The sequence below is a fragment of the Gallaecimonas sp. GXIMD4217 genome, from assembly GCF_038087665.1.
Taxonomy (GTDB): Bacteria; Pseudomonadota; Gammaproteobacteria; order Enterobacterales; family Gallaecimonadaceae; genus Gallaecimonas.
In genome coordinates, this window is record NZ_CP149925.1 from 3,209,858 (window position 1) to 3,228,359 (window position 18,502).

The 18,502-nt window shown below is 57.1% G+C and carries 17 protein-coding genes; 2 read left to right on the forward strand and 15 right to left on the reverse strand.

Features of this window, described 5'->3' with window-relative positions:
• Window positions 1-44: 44 nt before the first annotated feature.
• From WDB71_RS15520 to WDB71_RS15530, 3 genes are read right to left on the reverse strand one after another with little or no spacing between them, the layout of a single operon-like run.
• Complete coding sequence (locus WDB71_RS15520; protein WP_341502502.1) at window positions 45-2,498, reverse strand: DPP IV N-terminal domain-containing protein; 2,454 nt, start codon at window positions 2,496-2,498, stop codon at window positions 45-47.
• A gap of 54 nt (window positions 2,499-2,552) precedes the next feature.
• Window positions 2,553-2,930 carry a fluoride efflux transporter CrcB gene (gene crcB, locus WDB71_RS15525; RefSeq protein ID WP_341502503.1) on the reverse strand — a complete coding sequence of 126 codons (378 nt, stop codon included), beginning with the start codon at window positions 2,928-2,930 and terminating at the stop codon, window positions 2,553-2,555.
• On the reverse strand, window positions 2,930-5,449 hold the full coding sequence (locus WDB71_RS15530; protein WP_341502504.1) for a DUF2339 domain-containing protein: 2,520 nt from the start codon (window positions 5,447-5,449) through the stop codon (window positions 2,930-2,932). Before WDB71_RS15530 ends, crcB begins: the two co-directional genes overlap by 1 nt.
• A gap of 249 nt (window positions 5,450-5,698) precedes the next feature.
• Between WDB71_RS15530 and WDB71_RS15535 the strand changes: the two genes are divergently transcribed.
• Window positions 5,699-6,799, forward strand: coding sequence for an ISAs1 family transposase (locus tag WDB71_RS15535; protein WP_341501355.1), 1,101 nt, complete (start codon window positions 5,699-5,701; stop codon window positions 6,797-6,799).
• Window positions 6,800-7,549: 750 nt separating this feature from the next.
• Here WDB71_RS15535 and WDB71_RS15540 read toward each other — a convergent pair.
• The 3 genes from WDB71_RS15540 to WDB71_RS15550 form a co-directional block, all read right to left on the reverse strand.
• Window positions 7,550-7,840, reverse strand: a complete 291-nt coding sequence (locus tag WDB71_RS15540) for a hypothetical protein (protein ID WP_341502505.1) — start codon at window positions 7,838-7,840, stop codon at window positions 7,550-7,552.
• 857 nt (window positions 7,841-8,697) lie between these two features.
• Entirely contained in the window at window positions 8,698-9,675 is a 978-nt protein-coding gene (locus tag WDB71_RS15545) for a transposase (protein ID WP_341502506.1), read from the reverse strand.
• 30 nt (window positions 9,676-9,705) lie between these two features.
• On the reverse strand, window positions 9,706-9,936 hold the full coding sequence (locus tag WDB71_RS15550) for a hypothetical protein (protein ID WP_341502507.1): 231 nt from the start codon (window positions 9,934-9,936) through the stop codon (window positions 9,706-9,708).
• Between the two features lie 128 nt (window positions 9,937-10,064).
• Here WDB71_RS15550 and WDB71_RS15555 point away from each other — a divergent pair, with 128 nt between their 5' ends.
• Entirely contained in the window at window positions 10,065-11,186 is a 1,122-nt protein-coding gene (locus tag WDB71_RS15555) for an IS4 family transposase (protein ID WP_341501166.1), read from the forward strand.
• A gap of 269 nt (window positions 11,187-11,455) precedes the next feature.
• Here WDB71_RS15555 and WDB71_RS15560 read toward each other — a convergent pair whose 3' ends face one another.
• The 9 genes from WDB71_RS15560 to WDB71_RS15600 all read right to left on the reverse strand — a co-directional run bounded on the left by WDB71_RS15560 (window position 11,456) and on the right by WDB71_RS15600 (window position 18,494).
• Window positions 11,456-11,944: a hypothetical protein gene (locus WDB71_RS15560; protein WP_341502508.1), complete on the reverse strand. Its 489-nt coding sequence runs from the start codon at window positions 11,942-11,944 to the stop codon at window positions 11,456-11,458.
• A gap of 67 nt (window positions 11,945-12,011) precedes the next feature.
• Complete coding sequence (locus tag WDB71_RS15565) at window positions 12,012-12,854, reverse strand: hypothetical protein (RefSeq protein WP_341502509.1); 843 nt, start codon at window positions 12,852-12,854, stop codon at window positions 12,012-12,014.
• Window positions 12,855-12,945: 91 nt separating this feature from the next.
• Window positions 12,946-13,434, reverse strand: coding sequence for a hypothetical protein (locus WDB71_RS15570; RefSeq protein WP_341502510.1), 489 nt, complete (start codon window positions 13,432-13,434; stop codon window positions 12,946-12,948).
• 116 nt (window positions 13,435-13,550) lie between these two features.
• Window positions 13,551-14,006: a hypothetical protein gene (locus WDB71_RS15575; protein ID WP_341502511.1), complete on the reverse strand. Its 456-nt coding sequence runs from the start codon at window positions 14,004-14,006 to the stop codon at window positions 13,551-13,553.
• Between the two features lie 188 nt (window positions 14,007-14,194).
• Window positions 14,195-14,902 carry an SMI1/KNR4 family protein gene (locus WDB71_RS15580; protein WP_341502512.1) on the reverse strand — a complete coding sequence of 236 codons (708 nt, stop codon included), beginning with the start codon at window positions 14,900-14,902 and terminating at the stop codon, window positions 14,195-14,197.
• A 64-nt stretch (window positions 14,903-14,966) separates the two neighbouring features.
• A complete protein-coding gene (locus WDB71_RS15585; protein WP_341502513.1) occupies window positions 14,967-15,665 on the reverse strand; it encodes a transposase in 699 nt (232 codons plus the stop codon).
• Window positions 15,666-15,728: 63 nt separating this feature from the next.
• Window positions 15,729-15,914, reverse strand: coding sequence for a hypothetical protein (locus WDB71_RS15590; protein ID WP_341502514.1), 186 nt, complete (start codon window positions 15,912-15,914; stop codon window positions 15,729-15,731).
• Window positions 15,915-15,992: 78 nt separating this feature from the next.
• Complete coding sequence (locus WDB71_RS15595; protein ID WP_341501166.1) at window positions 15,993-17,114, reverse strand: IS4 family transposase; 1,122 nt, start codon at window positions 17,112-17,114, stop codon at window positions 15,993-15,995.
• Between the two features lie 258 nt (window positions 17,115-17,372).
• Window positions 17,373-18,494 carry an IS4 family transposase gene (locus WDB71_RS15600; RefSeq protein ID WP_341501166.1) on the reverse strand — a complete coding sequence of 374 codons (1,122 nt, stop codon included), beginning with the start codon at window positions 18,492-18,494 and terminating at the stop codon, window positions 17,373-17,375.
• Window positions 18,495-18,502: the final 8 nt, after the last annotated feature.

An 18,502-nucleotide genomic window follows, 5' to 3' on the forward strand; every position in this document is an offset into this window, starting at 1 on the left:
GGCCGCTGATGCGGCCTTTTTCTCTATGGCTTGGCTTGCGCCTGTTATTCCTTCTCCGGCTCGGCCGGGGCCTCGACCTGCACGGCCTGGTCCACGGCCGGTTCGGCGCCAGGCTGCTCGGCGGCGGGTGTCTCGACCGGCTCGGGCATCACCGTCAGCGGCGCTACCTCGGCCTGGCCGGCGGTATCGACCGGGGCCGGCGCCTGCTCGGGGGCCTTGGCCTCCACCGCTACGGGCTCAGGCGCGGCTGCCTCGACCGGAGCCTGGGCCAGGGGCTCGCCCTGCTTGCCTATGGTGCGGTCGAAGAAGCGGCCCATGGTGCCGTACTGGTGGATGCGGGTGGCGCGGCCGTACAGGGAGTGCTTGGCGCCCGGGTAGGTCATCATCTCGAAGGCCTGGGTGTTGTCCTGCAGCGCCTTGAACAGCTTGGTGGCATGGGTGAACAGCACGTTGTCGTCGGCCATGCCGTGATAGATCAGCAGCTCGCCCTTGAGCTCGCCCACATAGGGGAAGACGGCGCTCTTCTCGTAGCCCTCGGCGTTGGCCTGGGGGGTGTTCAGGTAGCGCTCGGTGTAGTGGGTGTCGTACAGGGCCCAGTCGGTGACCGGGGCGCCGGAGACGCCGGCGGCGAAGACGTCGCCGGCCTTGAACATGGCCATGAGGCTCATGTAGCCGCCGTAGCTGTGGCCGTAGATGCCGATATGCTCGCCGTCCACCCAGTCCTGGGCCGCCAGCCAGTTGGCGCCCAGCACCTGGTCCCTGAGTTCGATCTCGCCCAGGTGCCGGTAGATGACGTCCTCGAAGGCCTTGCCGCGGTTCTCGGTGCCGCGGTTATCGAGCTGGAAGACCACATAGCCCTGCTGGACCATGTACTGGGTCCAGAGGTTGTGGGCGCTCCAGCTGTTGGCCACCAGCTGGGCGGTGGGGCCGCCGTAAACCCGCACTATGGCCGGGTAGCCGCCCTGGGGCATGGGGGTGCTGGGCCTATAGACCCGGTAGTGCAAGGTCTTGCCGTCCTCGGCCTCCAGGGTGCCGTACTGGGGCTTGGTCCAGTTGGCCAGGTAGGGGCTCAGGGGGTGCTTCTGATCCAGGCGGTTCTCCACCAGGTAGCCCTTGGGCACGCCGTCGGCCCGGTGCAGGGAGATCTGCGGCGGCTGGTCGTGGCTGGAGAAGCTGTCCAGGTAATGGCCGCCGTCCTGGCTGAAGGTGACGTTGTGCCAGCCCGGCCTCATGCTGAGCATCTCCGGCCTGGACGCTGTGCTGCCGTCCAGGCGGGTGCGGTACAGGTGGCGCTCCAGGGGGTTGTCCAGCCAGCCGGTGAAGTAGACCCAGCCGTTGTCCTCGTCCACATGGGCCAGGGAGGCCACCGGCCAGTCGCCCTGGGTCAGGGCCTTGAGCTCGCCGTTTGCCACCAGATACAAGTGCTTGAAGCCGCTGCGCTCCGAGGCCCAGATGAAGCTGTCGTCCTTTTTCAGGAAGCGCAGATCCTGGTGCAGGTTTACCCAGGTGGGGGACTCTTCCCTGATCAGCACCGCCGTTTCGCCGCTGGCGGTGTCGACGCCGCGCAGCTCCAGCACCTGCTGGTCCCGGCTCTGCCACTGGTAACTGAGCAGGGAGGCGTCGTCGCTCCAGTTGACGCGGGGAATGTAGAAGTCCTGCTCCTCGCCGGTGTCGAACCAGCGCACCTCGGCACCCTCCACCTTGACCAGGCCCAGCTTGAGCCTGACGTTGTTGGCGCCGGCGCCGGGGTAGCGCTGTTCTATGGTGTCGATACGCTCGGCGTAGATCTCGTTGCGCCTCACCAGGGGCACCGGCGATTCGTCCACCTGCAGGAAGGCGATCTGCTTGCTGCCCGGGCCCCACCAGTAGCCGGTCAGGCGGCCCATCTCCTCCTGGGCCACGAACTCGGCCATGCCGTTCTTGATGGCGCCGTCGCCGTCCTGAGTCAGGGCCTTCTCCTCGCCGGAGTGCAGATCCAGCACGAAGATGTCCTGATCGCGGATGAAGGACACCTTGCTGTCGTCGGGGGAGAACTTGGCGTCCAGCTCGAAGGCCTCGGTGTCGGTGAGGCGGCGGGCCTTCTGGCTGGCCAGCTCGTAGTAATAGAGGTCGCCGGCCAGGGGAAACAGCAGCGCCTTGCCGTCGTGGGACCAGTGGTATTCGACGATGCCGGAGGCGAACAGGCGCTGGCGCTCGCGGCGGGCCTTCTCCTCGTCGGACAGCTGCTCGTCGCCCTGGTGCAGATCGTCGGCGTTGACCAGGCGGCGGCTCTTGCCGCTGGCTACCTCATGGGCCCAGAGATCCAGGCGCTTGGCGTCGTCCTTGCGGCCCTGCAGGAAGGTCACCAGCTTGCCGTCCGGCGAGAACTTGGGTGCCCGCAATGTGGCGCCGCTCAGGGAAGGGTCGGAAAACAGCCGCTCCAGGGTCAGTTCCTGGGCCTGGGCTGGGGTGGCCAGCAGGGCAGCCAGCACGGTGGAGGTCAATATGGTTTTTCGCATCTTTTCTCTTCCCTGGGGCAAAAGTGGCCCTTTTTTGCCACTTTAACCTGTTATTTACAAGTGGTTGCGGACCAGTGCCATGCCGGAGAAGGCCAGCAGTATGCTCAGCACCAGGTTGAGGCCGATATAGAGGCCGGCCTTGAGGTATTCGCCCTGCTCAAGCAGCAGCACATTGTCCATGGCGAAGGTGGAGAAGGTGGTGAAGGCGCCCAGAAAGCCCAGGCCGATGAACTGCTTCCAGGGCTGGATCTGCACATGGCCGGCCAGCACCAGGCCCATCAAGAGCCCCATCAGGAAGGAGCCCACCAGGTTCACCAACAGGGTGCCCACCGGGAAGTGGCGGCCGAACAGCCAGAGGCTCAGCTCGTTGACCCCGAACCTGGCCAGGGCGCCCAGGGCCCCGCCCAGGGCCACGTAGAAGATGGACTGCATCAGTCGCTTGCCTTTTGTAGTTGCCGGTACAGATAGGCGATGCCCAGCAGGCTCAGGCCCAACCCCAGGAAGGAGGCCACCCGCCAGAGCCCGTCCAGGCCGCCCATGTCGATAAGGAAGATCTTGGCGACAACGGCCATCAACAGCAACATGCCGCCCTTGCGGGCCTGCTCATGGCCGAGCCGGGCGCCGTAGATAAGCGCCGGCAGGCTCAGCAGCAGCCAGGCCACCGAGTAGCTGTACAGCTCGCCGTTTGAGGTGACATCGGTCAGATCCAGCCGGCCCTGCCACAGGTGGCGCACCTCCAGGCCCACCAGCACCACGGCGCCAAGCCCCAGCAGCACGGCGCACCTGTGGGTCCAGCCCCTGGGCAGCAGCCTCATGGCCAGGGCCAGGTACAGCAGCGGCAGGGCATAGAGGGCCAGCAGCAGGTTGAAGACGGGCGTGTCGGCGATCTCGTCCGGGTGCCACAGCGGGTTCATCAGCAGCAGGGCGCCGCCCACATAGAGCAGGGCAAACAGGGCCAGCAGGATCTGCCCGGCCAGGCGGTAGACGAACGCGAAATGGCCGCTGGTGCGGGCCCGCCACAGGTAGACCAGGCCCAGGGCGCCGAAGGTGGTCATGTTCAGGGCCAGATCGCTGAGGTTGTAGTCAGGGCTGAACACCTGGCCGTCATGGAGCCAGTAGCGGGCCTCGAAGGTCAGCATCAGCACCAGCAGGTGCACGGCGGCCCCCTCCAGCCTGGGGGCGGTCTTGTCCCTGTGGCCGAACAGCCTGGCCCCGCCCCAGGCGCAGAAGGCGGCGCCGCCGTAGGTCCACAGCGGCCAGTGCAGATCCGGCGGGTAGGACAGCAGCCAGGGGTTGAGCGACAGCCGGATGATGACCACCGCCGCCACCGCCCTGGCCACCCAGGGCAGGGCGTCGAGGCGGAAGCGCCTGTCCAGCCAGCCCAGGGACAGCAGCTGCGCCGCCAGGCCCAGGGACAGGCTGGCGCCGTCCAGGCCAATGACCATGGCCAGGGTCAGGGCGCCATGGGCGCCGGCCAGGTAGGAAGCGACTGTGGCCGGCGGGTGCCGGCGCTGCTGCCAGAGGTTGGCCACCACCAGGTAGGCAAAGGCCAGGGTGGCGGCGATCAGCACCCAGTAGAGGTCGATGCTCAACACAGAGCTGCGCACATAGGCCACCGCCATCAACAGCACGGGCGCGGCGGCCGCCAGGGCCGCCCAGTTGCCGGGCCTGTGGGCCCGCAGGCTGAACCAGCTGCCGTAGAAGAGGAAGACCAGGGCCCAGAGCGTCAGGGCGATCAACAGCTGCTCGGTCTCGATCACCGCCAGCGGCAGATGCTCAAAACCGACATCCAGGCCCTGGCCCAGCACCGCCGCCAACAGCGCCGCCAGGGCCAGCCAGGGCAGGGCGTCCAGGCCGGCATTGCACCTTGGCAGCAGCAGCGCCACCGCCAGCAGCGCCAGGGCGCTCAGCAGGGAAACCAGGGTCAGCGGCTGGACCCAGAGCACCAGCACCAGCCCAAGCAGCAACAGGGCCTGGACCAGGATCAGGCGGCCAAGCTGGCTGGACGGCAAGGCCGCCAGGCCGGGCAAAGCGTCACCCTGGTGCCGGTCCAGGCGCCAGCCCAGCAGCGGCAGGGCGCCGAAGCCGTAGCCCAGGGTCGCCAGATAGAGGCCACGCAGCCACAGCGGCTGGTTGGCCATGTCCAGGGTCAGCAGCAGCCAGCCGCCCGCCAGCAACGCGGTGCCCCACCACAGCCAGGCCCGGCACACATGGCGTTGCAGCAGCAGGGAGCCCAGGGTCACCAGCAGCAGGTAGCCGAACAGGCCCGGCAGCTTGGCGCTGCCGGTCTGCACCAGGGCCGGCACCAGGTAGGCGCCCAGAATGCCCAGGGCCGCCAGGCCGGGGCCCTGCTTCAGTGCCAGGGCCATGGTGGCCAGGGACACCAGCGCCATCAGGCTGAAGGCGACGGCGGCGCCGAACAGCTGGTAGAGGTTGAAGCCGGCCAGCAGGGCGGCGTAAAAGGCGATGGAGCCGGCCCCGGCCAGCATGGCGGTGATATTGGAATGGCCGTCGCGGCGGCTCAGCCAGTGGCCGCCGCCGTGCAGGGCAGCGCCCAGGGCCAGGCCACCCAGCACCCGGCCCCAGGGACCGATCAGGCCGTGGTCGACGGAATACTTGACCGTGAACACCCCGGCCAGGGCCAGGGACAGGCCGCCCACCCAGACCATCCAATTGGCCTTGAGATGCTCCAGCCAGGCTGGCGGCGCCGCTGGTGGCACCGGCTTGGGTTCGGGCCGTACCTCTTGTGGTGGCGGAGGCTCCGGCAAAGGCTCAGCCTCGGCCCGGGTGCTGGCTTGTGGCGGGGCGGGTGCCCCGGTTTGCCCCAGCTCCCTCAGCTGCCGCTCCAGTTGCCAGATGCGCTGCTTCAGGCCCTGGACCTGGATAAAGGCCGCCAGCCCCAAGGGACCGCCCACCAGCACCACCAGCCCCAATACGACGCCCAATGCCACCAATGATTCCAATGTCCCGCCTCCGTGCTGTTGATTAGAGGCAGCTTACCGCAAGGCCGTGCCGCTGTCGCTTGGGCAGAAAAATCCATGCTCACTACCGCGAGCTGCTACATGCAACAAGCTGTGAGCAGGCATGGAATTAATTTTGTGGGGATCCCTCCAGGGCCGGATTATGCTTTGTTAACGGCAGGGAACTATCTCGCTTGGGCGTGATCCGATCCGCCATGTTACTCTGCCGGCTCCACTCCCATGTCCCTGTTTGACCACTTGACCCTCATCGAAGATACCCGCTCCCCCATCAACCGCCAACACAACCTCGTCGATGTCATCTTCTTGGTGATGTCTGCCATGGCCTCTGGCTGTGAAGGCTGGCTTGATATCGAAGAGTTCGGCCATGAGCACCTGGATTGGCTCCGCCAACACCGGCCATTTGAAGCGGGGATCCCCACCCGCCATTCCATCGCCCGCATCATCAAGGCCGTGGATGCACAATGCCTCGTACTGGCCCTGTTTAGCTGGGTCAATCACTTGCGCCAAGCCAATGGCCGCCAGCTCATCGCCATTGATGGCAAGACCCTGCGCGGGGCGGTCAATCAACAAGGTAAAGAGCAAGCGCTGCACCTGATCTCGGCCTTCGATACCGAGCAGGGTGTCACCCTGTTCCAGCAAGCCACGGCAACCAAAGGAGGAGAGTTGGTTGCGGTGCGAGAGCTGCTGACCATGCTGGATATCCGCGACGCCGTGCTGACCTTTGACGCCTTGCATTGCAACAAGGAAACACTGCACCAGATCAGCAAGCGTAAGGGCGACTACATCGTCCAGGTCAAAGGCAACCAGCCGAGCTTGCGTGAGGCCATAGAAGAGATCTTCCAGCCCTATTGGGATAGCGGTGCAGCGGGACTCCCCCAGCATGAGCAAACGGAACAAGGCCATGGCCGGCAGGAGCGGCGGACGGTGTTCCAGTTGCCGGCCACACTGTCCAAAGAGCTGGCGAAGAAGTGGCCGTCGGCGAAGTCCGTTATCGCGGTAGAGCGGGAGCGCCGCCACCGGGGGCGGACGAGCATCGACACCCATTACTACCTGAGTTCATTGGATATCGACCCAGCGTTTGTGTCAGACGGGATCCGCCAGCACTGGCATATCGAGAACCAGCAGCATTGGGTGCTGGATGTGACCTTCAGGGAAGACTGCAGCCGGATAGGCGACCGGGAGAATGCCAAGAAGATGGCGTTGCTACGACGGATCGTGCTGAACCTGCTCCAGCAGCACCCACTGCAGGTCAGCAAGCCGAGCAAGCGGCGGAAGGCGGCCTGGAACGGGAAGTTCAGGTCAGAACTGTTCTTTGGTTAATGGATTTAACAAAGCATAATCCGGCCCTGGGGATCCCTCAGGATCTGACCCCTTTTATTCTTTTATTGCTTTTATTTTTAGGAGACTTTAGAACAGATGTACCGAGTCCATTTTGAGCATCTTGAATATGACGTGACGTTACCGGCATATCTGCCCCGAACACTAATGTCGGAACTGAGTTACACCTTTTGTTGCTGAATGGGTTGCATTGAGTGCCGTTACTTATAACAACACTACCAATAAGCCCGACACCAACAAACTTTGCCATTGATGAGTACGAAACCGTATTCAAGATCCCTACCCCACGGACTCCACTCATTAGCCCTCCGATCGACATTGCAAATCTTCCCGTAGGGTCGGTGTTGTTTACTGGATCTGTGTTCGCGTAAAGATACTTCTGTAGTGTTATAGGAGAAGTCTCATTCCCCATCCACCTATCCTGCTGGGTAAAGCGTCCTGACGCCTGGTCGTAGTAGCGGGCGCGCAGGTAGTACTGCTCCAGACCAGCATCGTACTGCTCGCCGGCGAAACGGTAGCTGTTGTCGGTATCGCCGGTGGCGGCCAGCAGGTTGCCGAAGGCGTCGTAATGATAGCTGTCGGCGGAGCTCGGAACACATCAAGGCGCAGTGCCAGCTACTGGCGCTACCACGACGCCGGATATATGTCCGCAAACCGCTCTCCATCAACAGTTGCAAAAAACGGGGCGTCCATATATGTCCTTTTTCATTTTTTTATCTTTTTTTAACTTTCTTACTCCTCACCCTTCAAAACAGATTGCAGAATTTTTTTAATTTTTAAAATGACAACTTGCGCTTCCATTCCACCCATCCCAGATATGAAATCATTGCGTTTTTCATCCCAATAATCGTACTCAATCTTAGCAGTCTTCAAGCTAACATCAAGCTTGACCTCATCATCCTCAGACTGGAACGACATTAACTCTTTCTTACCGGATAGAAGCATGTTCAACTCATCTCGAACAAATTCCGCATACTTGATATCGTAAAATTCAGATAGCAGCTGCTCCAAGGCTTTATCCATACTCTCCGAGCTACAATCTCTCATTGTCAAAACCTATTTAATGTTAGGGAAGGCAGTTGTGACAACTAGGCCTCCTTTACCATCTGAAACAATACGCAGTTTTATCTTAAACCCATACTTTGAATTAACAACATGCTTTCCTTTACCAAGTCCCTTCATAGCGACCTGTTCAATATACGTCTCATTTATCACACTTCTTACCTTTTCTGTAGACCAAGAGTTAGGCCAGAAGGTACTGTTTTTTGGCCTACCTCCAGGAGCCTGAACGAGAAGCCTGTATGGTGAATCTGGTGATTTTGGCTTTTCCAGGACCTTTAGCACCTTATACCCATTAGATTGATTGATCCCGCCAGGGCGGTGGTGCCAACCACCTCCTTTCGTCCCATATACAATATGATCCATATCGATATGTGACAGTGGCCGACATGCGTTAGAGTTATGACTCAAAAGCGCATTACCGAATAAACAGGACATCCATCTTCAAACTCGCTACACATAATCCTACACCAGCAAGGCCTTCTGGCCAGGCCTATATCCATCCAGTGACAGGAAAAGGCAGCTAGGAATGGCGATCTCGCCAAGCTTGGGGAGGCGCAGGCAGCCGAGGCCTCAGACTCAAGATCGAATAAAAAGGACATCCATCTTCAAACTCGCTACGAATAAAAAGGACATCCATCTTCAAACTCGCTACACATAATCCTACACCAGCAAGGCCTTCTGGCCAGGCCTATATCCATCCAGTGACAGGAAAAGGCAGATAGGAATGGCGATCTCGCCAAGCTTGGGGAGGCGCAGGCAGCCGAGGCCTCAGACTCAAGATGAAGGAGTCTGTTTGATTAACGGCGGCGAGATGACGTTCAAGCAGCCCTGATAGCCGGGCCACTAACCCGTCGTCGGTGGTGACTCTGGGCGTAAGCCACCCGGCTATGCTGCTGCCCTATCACCGTGCCCTTGGACAGCTGGTGATGGCCCAAGGCCTGCAGGAAGCTGTCGGCATCCAGTCCCAGCCGCTGCAATATGGCCGGGGCATCAGCAGCAATAAAGCCACGCTTATCCTGCCGCTGGGCACGCCCGGTCCAGTCCACCAGCTCCAGGTAGTCGGCCAGCGCAAAAGGAATGCCTTTGGGCATGTCCTTGCGGAAGTTGCCGACAAAGGGCAGCAAGACCGGTTTGAGGTGGTCGTTATCAGGGGAAACACTGTCATTCGGCAACCGTTCCGATAGCGATACATCCGGTGAATCCTCCGGCACCGCCACCACCTTGGCCCGCAGCGGGTTCAAGTCCACATAGGCCATGCAGGCCAGCAAGCCTGCTTCATCCAGTATCGCCTGAGACTTGAAGCGGCTTTCCCAGAAACGGCCCTTGCAGTTGTCTTCCTCGTTGGCCTTGCGGGCGATGTGCTCGTTGAGACAACGCATGAACCAGGACAGATCACAAAGACGCTGCCGCCAGTCATCAACCTGTTGCTGCGCTGCCGCATGCTCGGCATCGGAAACGAGTTGGCCAGATTGGTAACGGCTGATAAGCAAGGGCAGGGAAAACAAGCGGTTCCAGCGCGTTATCACTTCTTCATCAGCCAAGGCTTCGGCCGCCTTGGCATCGATATGAACCACCAGATGATAGTGGTTGGCCATTATCGCGTAGGCGCAGAGTTCGATGGTGAACACCTGCTGCAACTCAGCCAACCGAGCCAGCACCCAGCCCTTGCGGTGGCTGTAGTCCTGGCCGGTCAGTCTGTCCTCACCGCACAGGAAAGCGCGGCGTACACATCGGCAGACGCAGTGGTAGTAAGGCGTGTCCTGCACCGACACCAGTTCGGAACGCGGGCGAGTCATCAGGCCACTCCTTCAGCCAAAGCATGGTGATCAAAGCTTAGTGCCCGGCACCACAGCGTCAACTGAAGATGGGTGTCCTTTTTTCTTTTTCTCCTTTTTTCTTTTTCTTACTGAAGATGGGTGTCCTTTTTTCTTTTTCTTTTTTCTTTTTTCTTTTTTCTTTTTTCTTTTTCTAGCACTTAATTGGGATCTGACCCTGAGGCATCCCCACAAATAGTCTTTTAATTTCAGCTGGTTATCAATAATGGCGGGAACATTCATGGCGTTTGGTGATCAGATCAATCGCCAAAAATCACTAACCAAAAAACGCCATGAATGTACGCACTATCTTGACCAACATCGTGACGCTTGTCACACCCAAAATGCACAAAACTCGCCGAAAGGCCGTGATGGACTGTGTGTTGAGCCTGGCCGGTGGCAGCGCTGCCACGGTGACCAGCATCGGTCGCGGCATCGAGTCAAAAGCCTTCGAAAAACACAACATCAAGCGCGCCGATCGGCTGCTTTCAAATTCCCACTTGCAGCGAGAACAGCTGGTTGTCTATGCCGCCATCTGCCGGCTTTTCTGCTGTACCAAGCGCCCCGTGATCGCCGTCGATTGGTCGGATCTGGATAGGGTCAAAGGCCACTTCCTGCTGCGGGCGGCCATGACGCTGGATGGTCGCCCCATCACCCTCTACCAGGAAGTGCATCCGCTTAGCACCAAAGAGAAACCCGCCGTGCATGCGCGTTTTCTGTCCATCCTGTCGGCCATGCTGCCACCGGGTTGCCAGCCCATTATCGTCACCGATGCCGGCTTCAAGTCTCCCTGGTTCAGGCAGGTCGAGGCGCTTGGATGGCATTTTGTCGGGCGCGTTCGCAAACCCAATTTCTACTCACTTGACCAAGGCGACACCTGGCAGTGCATCAGCCACCTCTATGGCCAGGCTTCACAACGTCCCAAGCGATGCGATGGTCTGCTGGCCCGCTACAAGCCGTTCGCCTGCACCCTGACCCTGTACAGGCAAAAAGGCAAAGGCCGGCAATCACTCAACCCGGATGGCAGTAAACAGCGGGCCGGACAGTCAATCAAGCATGCCCAAGGCGCCAAGGAGCCTTGGCTGCTGGCGTCCAACCTGCCGAAAGCCCGTCACCATAGCAAGCAGGTCGTCGCCATCTATAGGCAGCGCATGCAAATTGAAGAAGGCTTCCGGGACATGAAGTCTGCCCAACTCGGATTGGGCTTCGAGAACAGCAGAAGCACCAAGCCTGCTCGCATCAGCATCCTGCTGTTGCTCTCGACCCTGGCCTCGCTGGTGTTGGTGCTGCTCGGACTCACCATGACGGTAGGCAATCAGCACGGCCGCTTCCAGGCCAACACGGTGAAGAAAAAACGCGCGTTGTCTTTCCATACCCTGGGACTTCGAGCCGTCAGCAAGGGCCTCAAATTCACGAAAAGGCAGTGGCAAAAAGCCCTCGTTCGCTACCGCGAGCTGCTACATGCAACAAGCTACGAGCAGGCATGGAATTAATTTTGTGGGGATCCCTCAGGATCTGACCCCTTTTATTTTGACCCCTTTTACTTTTAATTGGGATCTGACCCCTTTTACTTTTTTTTCACCGGCTACAGAAGTACGGGGCTTGCGCGGCATCACTGCCTCCAGCGCTGACAAGTGATGCCATAAATCTAGCACTTAATTGGGATCTGACCCCTTTTATTGACCTGACCCCTTTTATTTTGAAAATAGATCTATCCCGGCTTTCCGGTCCCGGTTTTCCTTGGGTAGTCCTTTGTCTTTGATTAGGTTGGACGCCAGGCAAGGATCGCATCAATTTCTTCCTGATAATCTGCACGGTGATGGCGACAGACCTTATCCACCAGATCCTGGCGCGTATTCACGCTTTCAAAAAAGGGAATCGCCCATTTTTTAAGTGCCAGGATTATTTCTTCAATCGCTTCCTTGGAGGCATCTTCCGAGCCCACTTTCCACAAGTGGGAAGTACCATAGCTGATAGTCCTGTCGGGGCTGAGCTCGCTGCCAACCATAGTCGGCAGCCCCTTGGGGAACCGATACGCCTCCGGTTCGCCTGCATCCATTTCTTCGGTGTAACAGACCACCCAGATCACCAGGTTTTCGCCATAGTGGATCGAAGGTGAAATGACGAACTTAATGTCTTCGGGCCCGTCCTTTACATAGATATAACGGGATAGGAGCTTGAAGCCGTTCTCTTCCAAGAATGGTGTCAAATTGTCCTTTGCATATTTTTTAAATTGGGCAATGGTAGTCATTTGTGGCCTCTTTGGTACGAATAAAAGGGGTCAGCTCCCATTTAAAATAAAAGAGGCCAGACCCAAATCACAAGCGCTCGTCCATTTCATTATTGTTTTGACTTGCTATCAATTCATTAATCTCGACAGCAGAATATTTATAACCCTTCTTTTTAGTGAAAGTCACTTTTTCTAGATGTGGGAAGTCAAGGAATGATTCGACATCACTATCAACAATCTTGGTTTGAGAACCTAGCCTGACCCTCCTCAAATTATCTTTTGGCAGCAAAGATAGCGATGGGATCTCTTTATTTTCGAAAGAAAAGCCTTGCAGGTTCTTTAGAGAAGAAATGGAGTCCAAGCAATCTATGTTATTGCATGAGTCTATTTCGAGACATTCAATGCTTTCACACTTACCCAACCCACTAATACTTTTTAGCTTTCGAAGGCCATACAAAGAAAGAGAACGCAGGCCAGTAAACAACTCTATTCCATGGAGATTAACCAAGTCGCCACCAAAAATGCCAAGCGTTGAGATGTTTTTAGCTATATCACTATCAAAGTCAGACAGTGATCCTTTAAATTTTTCAATCGCAACCGATTCAGCTTTAACACATTCATTTAAAACCCCTTCTGTTGATTTATTGAAATCTAACTCAACAGAACGGAGATTTGGTAAACAGCTAAAATCAACCTCTCCTTTCATCTTCCCCTTTAATAGCAAATATTCAACTTCTTCAACTTTATTGACCCAAGATACATCCTGTTTTTCAATGCAATGCACTCGAAGACGCTTGAAATTCAGTCGATGTTTAGATACCAAATCAAACATTCGTTCAAAAGACCCCCAGTAAAGCCAAAGTGAATCATAGGAGCCTTTAATTATTTCTTTTTCTGCATGCTCATCTATCTTGTCTCTAACGATGAGCATTCTGCAGTCAACCCCACGCTCGACTTTATACTCAAATGATGACCCCATCGGTTACCCCCACTTACAACAACCTCTCAAAATTCCAGCCTCTTTATTGCTTTTTCTCCCAGCCAAGAATTCTTTCGACTTTTTCTTTATAAGCATCTCTAAGGCGTGGGTGTATGGCATCGATCAGTTCCTTTCGAGAATCTATTTTGTCGAAAAATGGGAAAGCTCTGTGAATGAGAGCCTCTTGAATACTATTAAGGGCAATCTTAGTATCATCGTTGGTTCCGATCTTCCAAAGGTACGAGTTTGACCGCTGTATTTCTCTATCTGGGTCAAGCTCTCCTCCCACCATGGTCGGTAGTCCCTTTGGAAACCTATATATTTCGATATCGTCTTCGTCCATTTCACTTGTATAGCACGTAACAAAGACTGTGAGGTTTTCACGGTGGCTAATCAGAAGTGAAATAACGTCCTTTATTTCCTCAGGTCTATTTCTAACAAATGTAAGACCAGAAACCAGTTCGAAATCATTTTCCTTCAAGAATGGAATTAGGTTCGCCCTGGCTTTCTCTTTAAGCTGATTCTGCGTCACAATCTAAAAATTCTTTTATTTCACCCTTGCCAGCAGGAACAAAAACACGCTGCCGATGTGATTCCAGACTTTCTGGCTAAGTAGGTTATGGCTTGGCGAGCCTAGCCAGACCGCCTTTATCGTACGGTTATCTCGATTTCGTTGCTGACAGCACCAGGAGAACACCATAAGGCAGAATGCGCCCGTAACCTGTATTGGCCCGGCCTGGAAAACACGGCGGTGCGCCGGCCAGAATCGCTTATCCCTGCCCGATAGGATTGGCCTTTCGGCGTGATATGCCAGGTGACGTTGAGCGAGACTTCGTCTTCAAATGCTGGGGGCTCGCCGATAAAATAGCATCCGCCGCTATAGTCTTCTGGCCTTATCTTCACGAAGCCGGAACTGGTTCTTTTGGCTTCGAGCAGCAACTCATCTCCGACCTCTACAACCAAAGAATCCACTCCGATCTCGAGTCCCTGCTGGAAATCCGGGCCCGGCACATAGATGAATTCACTGTCCACATCCAGTGTCGGGTGGCAACCTGTACAGCTCCCGGCCAGTGCTGACAACAAACCAATCCATCGTCTTTTCATATTTTCTCGGGTCCTTGCCCATCCTAGCCCCACACCGCAAAGCCCACTGAGTACACCAGCAAGTTGGGCACCTCGCGCCCTATTCAGGAAAGCATGCAACTCGGCCATTCTGTCGGACGTGCAATCACCTCCTTCAGCTTCTCATTTGGCAATGCCGGGTTGAGCCTGGTCCGCCATTGCCGCTACGGTCACCTGGCCAGAGCGGCCAGATGTTCAACGCATCGGGCTTCCATTAGGGCGGCAAAGGAAGGGTAGCGAATGGCGCCGGCCAGCTGACTGGCCAGATCCCAGGCTTCCCATTCGCCGTTCTCAAAAATGACATTGGGATTCAGCAATATGACGTTGGCATCCACTTCGCTGCGGATAGCCACGGTCTGGCTCAGGTACTCGAAACGGACATTTACCGGATCCTGGCCAGGACCGTAGATGAAATAATCTTGGTCTGGCACAGGCAGGCTAGTTCCACTCTGCCAGATTGATGCGGAGCCCGGATAAATGTCTTCATAGCGGCCAACCTGCTCGATGGGGAAGTAGTGGACGTGCTCACCACTGCCGTCAAAGGCATGCCAGCCATTGCTGACCTTCAGGAAGTCGACATAGGAGGGCGGTAACGGCCTGCCAAGTTCGCGGGCTTTACGGTCGATTTGCTCCTGGGTGGCCGGTGCACGGAACAGGCCCCGCTTGTCGAGTTCTGCCCATTCGGCATCGGAAAAGCCCTTTTTCCAGGATTTCATGCGGATCAGTGCCTGCTCATTCCAATGCTCGAGGAATGCTTTCCACCCCACGGTATCGATATCCAGGCACTCGGCGTCGCCCTGGCTGAGCCTATCCAGGGCGGGACCACAGGACGCCGTCAGCAACGAGCAGGCAAACAGGAGCGGGGTCTTCATATCCATGCGAGCCTCTATACCTCTTCCTTGAACTAACCGAATAAAAGGGGTCAGATCCCATTTAAACAGGCTATTTGTCCTTACGCCACCCGGTCGGCCTGCCACGCTTGCCTTCTTGCAAGCATTTGCCGGTCAACGCTTCGATTTCCGATATGAACCGCTCGTTCCCCAGTACCAGTCCCTTGTTGGCCGCCTTGCGAATATCCTCCAGCAACGTCCCTTCGACATGGTGCCTGAACATTGTTCGATATGATGACTGGCGCTTCTCTGCCGTGGCGCCGAGCTGTAGATACAGCGGATGGGGCGTCAGCAGGTCGCTTTGTCGCCCCAAGGCATTGCATTGATAACTCGACCAGCTGTAGTCCGCAGGGTCAGCCACCATGCCCGCGCGGACAGGGTTCAACTCAATGTAGCGGTAGAGTTCCAGCAGATAACCATCGGCCTGCACCAGGCAGGACCTGAAACGACCTTCCCATAAGGTGCCCGATCGCTTGTAGCTCCGGTTGAAGTACTGGACATAGCGTCGGCCGACAGACTGCATCATGAGGGAAATTGAATTCGGGCGGGAAGGCGTGCATAGCAGGTGTACATGATTGGTCATCAACACCCAGGCATGGATAGCAACACCATGTTGTGAGGCATAGTCCTTCAACCAGGTGGCATAGGCCTTCATATCGTCATCACTGGCGAAGATGGCCTGCCGGTTGTTACCACGCTGAATGACATGCTCCGGCACACCGGCTACAGAAGTACGGGGCTTGCGCGGCATCACTGCCTCCAGCGCTGACAAGTGATGCCATAAATCTAGCACTTAATTGGGATCTGACCCCTTTTATTCGTGATTGGTCATCAACACCCAGGCATGGATAGCAACACCATGTTGTGAGGCATAGTCCTTCAACCAGGTGGCATAGGCCTTCATATCGTCATCACTGGCGAAGATGGCCTGCCGGTTGTTACCACGCTGAATGACATGCTCCGGCACACCGGCTACAGAAGTACGGGGCTTGCGCGGCATCACTGCCTCCAGCGCTGACAAGTGATGCCATAAATCTAGCACTTAATTGGGATCTGACCCTGAGGGATCCCCACAAAATTAATTCCATGCCTGCTCGTAGCTTGTTGCATGTAGCAGCTCGCGGTAGCGAACGAGGGCTTTTTGCCACTGCCTTTTCGTGAATTTGAGGCCCTTGCTGACGGCTCGAAGCCCCAGGGTATGGAAAGACAACGCGCGTTTTTTCTTCACCGTGTTGGCCTGGAAGCGGCCGTGCTGATTGCCTACCGTCATGGTGAGTCCGAGCAGCACCAACACCAGCGAGGCCAGGGTCGAGAGCAACAGCAGGATGCTGATGCGAGCAGGCTTGGTGCTTCTGCTGTTCTCGAAGCCCAATCCGAGTTGGGCAGACTTCATGTCCCGGAAGCCTTCTTCAATTTGCATGCGCTGCCTATAGATGGCGACGACCTGCTTGCTATGGTGACGGGCTTTCGGCAGGTTGGACGCCAGCAGCCAAGGCTCCTTGGCGCCTTGGGCATGCTTGATTGACTGTCCGGCCCGCTGTTTACTGCCATCCGGGTTGAGTGATTGCCGGCCTTTGCCTTTTTGCCTGTACAGGGTCAGGGTGCAGGCGAACGGCTTGTAGCGGGCCAGCAGACCATCGCATCGCTTGGGACGTTGTGAAGCCTGGCCATAGAGGTGGCTGATGCACTGCCAGGTGTCGCCTTGGTCAAGTGAGTAGAAATTGGGTTTGCGAACGCGCCCGACAAAATGCCATCCAAGCGCCTCGACCTGCCTGAACCAGGGAGACTTGAAGCCGGCATCGGTGACGATAATGGGCTGGCAACCCGGTGGCAGCATGGCCGACAGGATGGACAGAAAACGCGCATGCACGGCGGGTTTCTCTTTGGTGCTAAGCGGATGCACTTCCTGGTAGAGGGTGATGGGGCGACCATCCAGCGTCATGGCCGCCCGCAGCAGGAAGTGGCCTTTGACCCTATCCAGATCCGACCAATCGACGGCGATCACGGGGCGCTTGGTACAGCAGAAAAGCCGGCAGATGGCGGCATAAACAACCAGCTGTTCTCGCTGCAAGTGGGAATTTGAAAGCAGCCGATCGGCGCGCTTGATGTTGTGTTTCTCGAAGGCTTTCGACTCGATGCCGCGACCGATGCTGGTCACCGTGGCAGCGCTGCCACCGGCCAGGCTCAACACACAGTCCATCACTGCCTTTCGGCGAGTTTTGTGCATTTTGGGTGTGACAAGCGTCACGATGTTGGTCAAGATAGTGCGTACATTCATGGCGTTTTTTGGTTAGTGATTTTTGGCGATTGATCTGATCACCAAACGCCATGAATGTTCCCGCCATTATTGATAACCAGCTGAAATTAAAAGACTATTCGTGGGGATGCCTCAGGATCTGACCCCTTTTAATTTACTTAATTCTTAATTGGGATCTGACCCTGAGGGATCCCCACAAAATTAATTCCATGCCTGCTCGTAGCTTGTTGCATGTAGCAGCTCGCGGTAGCGAACGAGGGCTTTTTGCCACTGCCTTTTCGTGAATTTGAGGCCCTTGCTGACGGCTCGAAGTCCCAGGGTATGGAAAGACAACGCGCGTTTTTTCTTCACCGTGTTGGCCTGGAAGCGGCCGTGCTGATTGCCTACCGTCATGGTGAGTCCGAGCAGCACCAACACCAGCGAGGCCAGGGTCGAGAGCAACAGCAGGATGCTGATGCGAGCAGGCTTGGTGCTTCTGCTGTTCTCGAAGCCCAATCCGAGTTGGGCAGACTTCATGTCCCGGAAGCCTTCTTCAATTTGCATGCGCTGCCTATAGATGGCGACGACCTGCTTGCTATGGTGACGGGCTTTCGGCAGGTTGGACGCCAGCAGCCAAGGCTCCTTGGCGCCTTGGGCATGCTTGATTGACTGTCCGGCCCGCTGTTTACTGCCATCCGGGTTGAGTGATTGCCGGCCTTTGCCTTTTTGCCTGTACAGGGTCAGGGTGCAGGCGAACGGCTTGTAGCGGGCCAGCAGACCATCGCATCGCTTGGGACGTTGTGAAGCCTGGCCATAGAGGTGGCTGATGCACTGCCAGGTGTCGCCTTGGTCAAGTGAGTAGAAATTGGGTTTGCGAACGCGCCCGACAAAATGCCATCCAAGCGCCTCGACCTGCCTGAACCAGGGAGACTTGAAGCCGGCATCGGTGACGATAATGGGCTGGCAACCCGGTGGCAGCATGGCCGACAGGATGGACAGAAAACGCGCATGCACGGCGGGTTTCTCTTTGGTGCTAAGCGGATGCACTTCCTGGTAGAGGGTGATGGGGCGACCATCCAGCGTCATGGCCGCCCGCAGCAGGAAGTGGCCTTTGACCCTATCCAGATCCGACCAATCGACGGCGATCACGGGGCGCTTGGTACAGCAGAAAAGCCGGCAGATGGCGGCATAGACAACCAGCTGTTCTCGCTGCAAGTGGGAATTTGAAAGCAGCCGATCGGCGCGCTTGATGTTGTGTTTTTCGAAGGCTTTTGACTCGATGCCGCGACCGATGCTGGTCACCGTGGCAGCGCTGCCACCGGCCAGGCTCAACACACAGTCCATCACGGCCT

Excerpts from the sequence above, each read along its gene's own strand:
- crcB (WP_341502503.1), bottom strand. The coding sequence starts at position 2,930 with ATGCAGTCCATCTTCTACGTGGCCCTGGGCGGGGCCCTGGGCGCCCTG.
- WDB71_RS15595 (WP_341501166.1), bottom strand. The coding sequence starts at position 17,114 with ATGGACTGTGTGTTGAGCCTGGCCGGTGGCAGCGCTGCCACGGTGACC.
- WDB71_RS15520 (WP_341502502.1), bottom strand. The coding sequence starts at position 2,498 with ATGCGAAAAACCATATTGACCTCCACCGTGCTGGCTGCCCTGCTGGCC.
- WDB71_RS15550 (WP_341502507.1), bottom strand. The coding sequence starts at position 9,936 with ATGAATGTTCCCGCCATTATTGATAACCAGCTGAAATTAAAAGACTAT.
- WDB71_RS15545 (WP_341502506.1), bottom strand. The coding sequence starts at position 9,675 with ATGACTCGCCCGCGTTCCGAACTGGTGTCGGTGCAGGACACGCCTTAC.
- WDB71_RS15560 (WP_341502508.1), bottom strand. The coding sequence starts at position 11,944 with ATGACTACCATTGCCCAATTTAAAAAATATGCAAAGGACAATTTGACA.
- WDB71_RS15575 (WP_341502511.1), bottom strand. The coding sequence starts at position 14,006 with ATGAAAAGACGATGGATTGGTTTGTTGTCAGCACTGGCCGGGAGCTGT.
- WDB71_RS15580 (WP_341502512.1), bottom strand. The coding sequence starts at position 14,902 with ATGGATATGAAGACCCCGCTCCTGTTTGCCTGCTCGTTGCTGACGGCG.
- WDB71_RS15565 (WP_341502509.1), bottom strand. The coding sequence starts at position 12,854 with ATGCTCATCGTTAGAGACAAGATAGATGAGCATGCAGAAAAAGAAATA.
- WDB71_RS15585 (WP_341502513.1), bottom strand. The coding sequence starts at position 15,665 with ATGCCGCGCAAGCCCCGTACTTCTGTAGCCGGTGTGCCGGAGCATGTC.
- WDB71_RS15555 (WP_341501166.1), top strand. The coding sequence starts at position 10,065 with ATGGACTGTGTGTTGAGCCTGGCCGGTGGCAGCGCTGCCACGGTGACC.
- WDB71_RS15535 (WP_341501355.1), top strand. The coding sequence starts at position 5,699 with ATGTCCCTGTTTGACCACTTGACCCTCATCGAAGATACCCGCTCCCCC.
- WDB71_RS15590 (WP_341502514.1), bottom strand. The coding sequence starts at position 15,914 with ATGCCGCGCAAGCCCCGTACTTCTGTAGCCGGTGTGCCGGAGCATGTC.
- WDB71_RS15540 (WP_341502505.1), bottom strand. The coding sequence starts at position 7,840 with ATGGATAAAGCCTTGGAGCAGCTGCTATCTGAATTTTACGATATCAAG.
- WDB71_RS15600 (WP_341501166.1), bottom strand. The coding sequence starts at position 18,494 with ATGGACTGTGTGTTGAGCCTGGCCGGTGGCAGCGCTGCCACGGTGACC.